At 61.5% G+C, this 6,178-nt stretch carries 3 protein-coding genes; 1 reads left to right on the top strand and 2 read right to left on the bottom strand.

Annotation, left to right across the window (positions count from 1 at the left end; genetic code table 11):
• Positions 1-480 precede the first annotated feature (480 nt).
• A complete protein-coding gene (locus tag ACM5SV_RS08950) occupies positions 481-2,421 on the top strand; it encodes a M23 family metallopeptidase (RefSeq protein ID WP_222014470.1) in 1,941 nt (646 codons plus the stop codon).
• A gap of 99 nt (positions 2,422-2,520) precedes the next feature.
• Here the strand turns inward: ACM5SV_RS08950 and clpB are convergent, their stop codons facing one another.
• Together clpB and ACM5SV_RS08940 are read right to left on the bottom strand one after the other, a co-directional pair.
• A complete protein-coding gene (clpB, locus tag ACM5SV_RS08945) occupies positions 2,521-5,121 on the bottom strand; it encodes an ATP-dependent chaperone ClpB (RefSeq protein WP_222014471.1) in 2,601 nt (866 codons plus the stop codon).
• Between the two features lie 251 nt (positions 5,122-5,372).
• Positions 5,373-6,143: a DUF4167 domain-containing protein gene (locus tag ACM5SV_RS08940; protein ID WP_222014473.1), complete on the bottom strand. Its 771-nt coding sequence runs from the start codon at positions 6,141-6,143 to the stop codon at positions 5,373-5,375.
• Between the last annotated feature and the right edge of the window lie 35 nt (positions 6,144-6,178).

Genomic DNA, 6,178 nt, shown 5'->3' with positions numbered 1-6,178 from the left:
CAGAACACAAACCAGCAATCGCCAATCCGCTTGAGTTTCACTAGAACGAAAGACTTCGTCGCCAGCAGCGCCGCCGCCCTCGTTCAGTGAGTGGGCTTATAGAACTAACCCAGGAGAACAGTCAACAGCGCTTTTCGAAAAATTTGATTTTTCTTTCAAGATATTGTTTTTACAGGAAAAGTTTCGGACGACACTCAAATGCGATCATTTCCCGGATTCCGACCGGCCTTACACGGCCACGAAAGATGAACGTCTTTCGACTTTTCGGGGAAAGAACACTCTTTTGTCCCCTGCGCCCCGACATCATCACAATCTGCTGGTCTTAAGAGGCACATGATTCACACAGGCAAATGCAGGCAGACTGCCTTTTCCTGAGTGATTTGACTTCCATGCCCAAAATATGCACATCTTTCGCCCCAGCCAGGATGGCCGATACATGCTCCCACAGACGCCTGATGTAAGGACGCGGACCCGACTGCCATGATGACGGAGAAAATGATGATCCGCTCGTTGGGCAACGAGCCTCCGCTTCTGGCAGACGGCAGACGCGCGCCCGACCGGCGCGAAGTTTCCTTGCGCTGGCTCTCGGGCACGTTCCTCACAGGCATTACATCATCCGTCCTGATGGGTGTCGCCCTTTTTGCCGCCCTTGATGGCCGCCAGCAATTGGCGATCCCCGCCGAAGCCTATGCAAGTGTTGCGGCGGACACGCATGAGGATACGACAGTGGTCCGCGGTGGCCGGCTGATCGCGCCCGCCATCGCCGCAAAACCGTCCGACCGTGCCATCATGGAAGTCTCAACCGTCGTCCACGACGGCGAAAAGGAAGTCGTCCGCCGCCAGCCCTTCGCGCATGTGAAGATGACGCTGGCCGCCAACCATGTGGCGACGGAGGACTATCCGGACTTCGATCCTCTGGCGATCTTTTCCGCCGACGAGCCGCAGCCCGCGCCGCAAAGCCGCACAGGCGCGCTTTACGGCTCCGACGTCGAATCCGAAGTCAGCCTGAAGACCATTCCCTTCCCGACCGGCAAGACCAGCATGCAGATGGCATCCGGCCTGTCGCTCGAGGAGGTCGAAGAGAATGTGCGCTCCAACGGCTCGGTGCTGACCGACGGCAACACGCAGCTCGCAGCCCTTTATTACGTCGATCCGCGTCGTTTCTCCAACGAGGATGCCGATGTCGATCTGACCGCCGGTCTGTCCGCCCGCGTGCTCGAACAGAACATGACGGTCTCCGCATCGGAATCGATCACGCCGCAGACCGAAGAATTCGCCGACGACATCCTGCCGGTGCGCGTCGACACGCCCATCGCCAAGGCGCTGACGGATTCAGGCTATCCGCAGCAATATGCCGATGGCATCGCCGGCTATATCGCGCAGCAACTGGGTTCTGGTGATCTCGACAAGGGCGATGTGCTGCGCATCGGCATCATTCAGAAGGGCGAACAGGCAAAGATCATCCGAGCCAGCGTCTATCGCGGCACGCGCCATCTCGTCACCGTAGCCGTCGACGACAAGGGCAGATATGTGCCCGGCAGCGAGCCGCCGATGTTGGATGCCATCGCCACCGCCTTCGATGACAATTCCTTCGCACCGCCCCCCGGCCAGAACCTGCCGCGCGTCTATGACGGCATCTATCGTGCTGCCCTTTCCTACGGCATGACCAAGGATATGACGGCGCTGATCATCAAGCTGCTCGCCAGCAATGTCGATTTTCAGGCGCAGTTGAGGCCGACCGACAGTCTCGAAGCCTTCTTCTCCGTCGCCGACAGCGCTGGTCAGGCGACCGAGGATTCCGAACTGCTCTATGTCAACGCCCGTTTCGGCGATACGCAGACGCGCTTCTACCGCTTCCAGGACCCCGAAGACGGCACGGTCGATTATTTCGACGAGAACGGCAAGAGCATCCGCCAGTTCCTGCTGCGTAACCCGGTTCCGAACGGCATCTTCAAATCGGGCTTCGGCATGCGCCGCCATCCGATCCTCGGTTTTGCCCGCATGCACACCGGCGTCGATTGGGCTGCACCACGCGGCACGGCGATCATCGCCGCCGGCAACGGCACGGTCGAAAAAGCCGGCTGGGATTCCGGCGGTTACGGCAACCAGACGATCGTGCGCCATGCCAACGGCTATGAATCCTCCTACAATCACCAGAGCGCCATCGCCAAGGGCGTCGTCCCCGGTGCCAAGATCCGCCAGGGCCAGGTGATCGGCTGGGTCGGCACGACGGGCGAATCCACCGGCCCTCACCTGCATTACGAGCTGATCGTCAACGGCACCAAGGTCGATCCGCTGCGCATCCGCCTGCCGGGCGGCAAATCGCTGCAGGGCGAGGCGCTGGCGAAATTCGAAGACGAGCGCAAACGCATCGATACGCTGCTCAACAACCAGACGCCGGACCAGGTGGCGAGCAAGTAGCGTCCATCTACGCTGCTTCCCCTCCAACAAACGGCCCCGACCATCCAACGAAAAATGGCGGCCGAAGCCGCCATTTCTCATTCATCCGGCAAACTGGATTTACGCTGCTTCGCTCACCGTCTGCCTCGTCCTGAACTGCAGCCGGTCCGAACCGCTCGTCACCGTCACCGTCGATCCATCCGGCACCTGGCCGGACAGGATCTGCTCGGCCAGCGGATCCTGCACGAACTTCTGGATCACCCGCTTCAGCGGCCTTGCGCCGTAGACCGGATCGTAACCCTTGTTCGCCAGCCAGTGCCGGGCTTCCTCGTCGAGATCGATGATGATCTTGCGCTCGGACAGCAAAGCCACCAGCCGCTTCAGCTGGATATCGACGATCGCGCCCATCTCCTCGCGCTTCAAGCGATGGAACAGAATGATCTCGTCGATGCGATTCAGGAATTCCGGCCGGAAATGCCCGCGCACGACCTCCATCACCTGCTCGCGAACCGTGTCGCTGTCGTCGCCATCCCTCAGTTGCGTCAGATATTCGGCGCCGAGGTTCGAGGTCATGATGATCATCGTGTTGCGGAAATCGACCGTCCGGCCCTGACCGTCGGTCAGGCGTCCATCGTCCAGCACCTGCAGCAGGATGTTGAAGACGTCGGGATGCGCCTTTTCGATCTCGTCGAACAGCACGACCTGATAGGGTCTGCGACGCACGGCTTCCGTCAGCGCTCCGCCTTCGTCATAACCGACATAGCCGGGAGGTGCACCGATCAGCCGGGCAACGGAGTGCTTCTCCATATATTCCGACATGTCCATGCGCACCATCGCCGTTTCGTCGTCGAAGAGGAAGCGGGCGAGCGCCTTGGTGAGCTCCGTCTTGCCGACGCCGGTCGGGCCGAGGAAGATGAACGAGCCGATCGGCCGGTTCGGATCCTGCAGGCCGGCGCGCGCGCGGCGGACGGCGCGCGACACGGCCTGAACCGCATCGCCTTGGCCGATCACCGATTTCGCCAGTTCGTCTTCCATCCGAAGCAGCTTGTCACGTTCGCCCTCCAGCATCCTGTCGACCGGAATGCCGGTCCAGCGGGAAACGATATGGGCGATATTGTCGGGGGTGACCACCTCCTGCACCATCGCGCCGCGGTCGCCATCCTGCTTCTCGGCATCGACGAGCTGCTTTTCAAGATCGGGAATGACGCCGTAGGTCAGCTCGCCGGCACGCTGGAATTCGCCTTTGCGCTGGGCGATCGCCAGTTCGTTGCGGGCATCATCGAGCTGCTTCTTGAGATCGGCGGCAAGGCCGAGTTTCTGCTTTTCCGCCTGCCAGCGGGCCGTCAGCGCATCGGCCTGTTCCTCGAGATCGGTCACTTCGGTTTCAAGCCGCTTCAGGCGGTCGGCAGACGCGACGTCCGTTTCCTTTTTCAGCGCTTCGCGCTCGATCTTCAGCTGCATGATACGGCGGTCGAGTTCGTCGAGCTCTTCCGGCTTGGAATCCACCTGCATGCGCAACCGCGCTGCCGCCTCGTCCATCAGGTCGATCGCCTTGTCCGGCAGGAAACGATCGGTGATATAGCGGTTGGAAAGCGTCGCCGCAGCCACCAGCGCCGCATCGGCGATGCGCACCTTGTGATGCTGCTCGTATTTTTCCTTCAAGCCGCGCAGGATCGAGATCGTGTCTTCGACCGTCGGTTCATCGACGACGACGGGCTGGAAGCGGCGGGCAAGGGCCGGATCCTTCTCGACATGTTTGCGGTATTCGTCGAGCGTGGTCGCGCCGACGCAATGCAGCTCACCGCGGGCAAGAGCCGGCTTCAGGAGGTTGGAGGCATCCATCGCCCCATCCGCCTTGCCGGCGCCGACCAGCGTGTGCATCTCGTCGATGAACAGGATGATCTCGCCGTTTTCCGCCCGGACTTCATTGAGCACGGCCTTCAGCCGCTCCTCGAATTCGCCGCGGTATTTCGCACCGGCAATCAGCGCGCCCATGTCGAGCGCCATCAGCTTCTTGTCCTTGAGCGATTCCGGCACGTCACCGTTGACGATGCGCAGCGCCAGGCCCTCGACGATCGCCGTCTTGCCGACGCCGGGTTCGCCGATCAGCACTGGATTGTTCTTGGTACGGCGCGAAAGCACCTGGATGGTGCGGCGGATTTCGTCGTCGCGGCCGATCACCGGGTCGAGCTTGCCCTCGCGGGCTTCGGCGGTGAGATCGCGTGCGAACTTCTTCAGCGAGTCAAAACCCTGCTCGGCATTGGAGGAATCCGCCGTCCGGCCCTTGCGGATGTCGTTGATGACCTGGTTGAGGCCCTGGGCCGTCACGCCTGCGTTCTTCAGCGTCGAAAAGGTCGAGGCCGAGGATTCGATCGCCAGCGCCTGCAGCAGGCGCTCGACGGTTACGAAGCTGTCGCCGGCCTTCTTCGCCGCTTCTTCGGCGGTCGAAAGGACCTTAGCGAGCGGTTGTGCCAGATAGATGTTGCCGTTGCCGCCGGAGATCTTCGGCAACTTGGCGAGAGCCGCGTCATTGGCCAGGCGGGCGGCCTTGGCATCGCCGCCGGCGCGCTCGATCAGCGACGCCGCCAGGCCCTGATCGTCGTCGAGCAGGACTTTCAGCACATGTTCGGGCGTGAATTGCTGGTGACCCTGCGCCAGCGCATAGGTCTGGGCGGACTGGATGAAACCGCGCACCCGCTCCGAATATTTCTCGATATTCATATTCTGCCTCCATGGATCGCCCTGCCCTGACGAGGCGCAGACCGATGATTGAGATCGACCCCCTGAAAAGGCAGGTCGCGCTTTGCCCGGCTGGGATTCGGGCGAAGCAGTTCGAAGAGAATATGGTAGCCTGTTCAGCGAGTTTAAAGAGCCCATAAAATGAAAATCCCCGGCACAAGGCCGGGGATTTTCAAGCTAATTCGAGTAGATGGCATGAACGTCACGCTCTCCCTGAAGGGGAAGCGAAATCCTCATTCCGATGTGACGTCAGCCAGCACTGGCGCCTCGGCAGAGGCACCTTCGCCTTCAGCGGCTGCTTCTTCGCCCTCGGCACCCCGACGCGGGCGACGGGGGCGGCTGCCGGTGCTGCGGCGGCGGGGCTGGCGTTCGCGCGGCTGGCCGCCGGCACCTTCCTCGTCCATGGCGACTTCGGCCGGAATGCCTTCGATCTCCGGCTGCGGGCCGGTTCCATCGATGACCTCGGACTGGGGTGCCGGCACAGGCGCCTGAGCGGCTACCGGCTTCGGCTGTGCCTGCGGCTGGTGCTGTCTGCTCTGCTGCGGCTGGTGCGGCCTGCTCTGCGGCGGCTGGACGATAACGACATCGTCGCCGTCATTGTCATTCTCATTGTCATTGTTGTCCATGTCGTCGCCGTCGCGGTCCGCACCGTCGCGATCATTGTACTCGCCGCGATCGTCGCGCTGGAAGCGTTCCTGCATCTGCGCCTGGGCGCTGGCGATGATACGATTATAATGTTCGGCGTGCTGGAGATAATTCTCGGCAATCACGCGGTCGCCGGAGCTTTGGGCGTCGCGGGCGAGCTGTGCGTATTTTTCGGCGATATGCTGCGCAGTACCGCGAATCTTCACATCGGGGCCGGAGCTGTCATAGGTCCGGGTCAGCGGATTGCCGCCCTTGCGGTTGAAATTGTTGTTATTGTTATTTCCACCGCCGCCGCCACCGCCGCCGTTGTTATTGTTGCCACGCCCTCGACCGCGCTTGTTCTGCTGTCCTGGCCTCATAGATCGTTCACCTGAATTCTCTGTTTGTGATGGAT

It is taken from the genome of Rhizobium sp. CRRU65, from assembly GCF_048551595.1.
In the GTDB taxonomy this organism is placed as follows: Bacteria; Pseudomonadota; Alphaproteobacteria; order Rhizobiales; family Rhizobiaceae; genus Rhizobium; species Rhizobium leguminosarum_J.
The sequence above is the reverse complement of the archived record's forward strand: the minus strand, read 5'-3'. Positions and strand labels throughout refer to the sequence as shown.

Bases quoted from the DNA above. Each gene is read 5' to 3' on its own strand.
- ACM5SV_RS08940 (WP_222014473.1), bottom strand. From the start codon at position 6,143: ATGAGGCCAGGACAGCAGAACAAGCGCGGTCGAGGGCGTGGCAACAAT.
- clpB (WP_222014471.1), bottom strand. From the start codon at position 5,121: ATGAATATCGAGAAATATTCGGAGCGGGTGCGCGGTTTCATCCAGTCC.
- ACM5SV_RS08950 (WP_222014470.1), top strand. From the start codon at position 481: ATGATGACGGAGAAAATGATGATCCGCTCGTTGGGCAACGAGCCTCCG.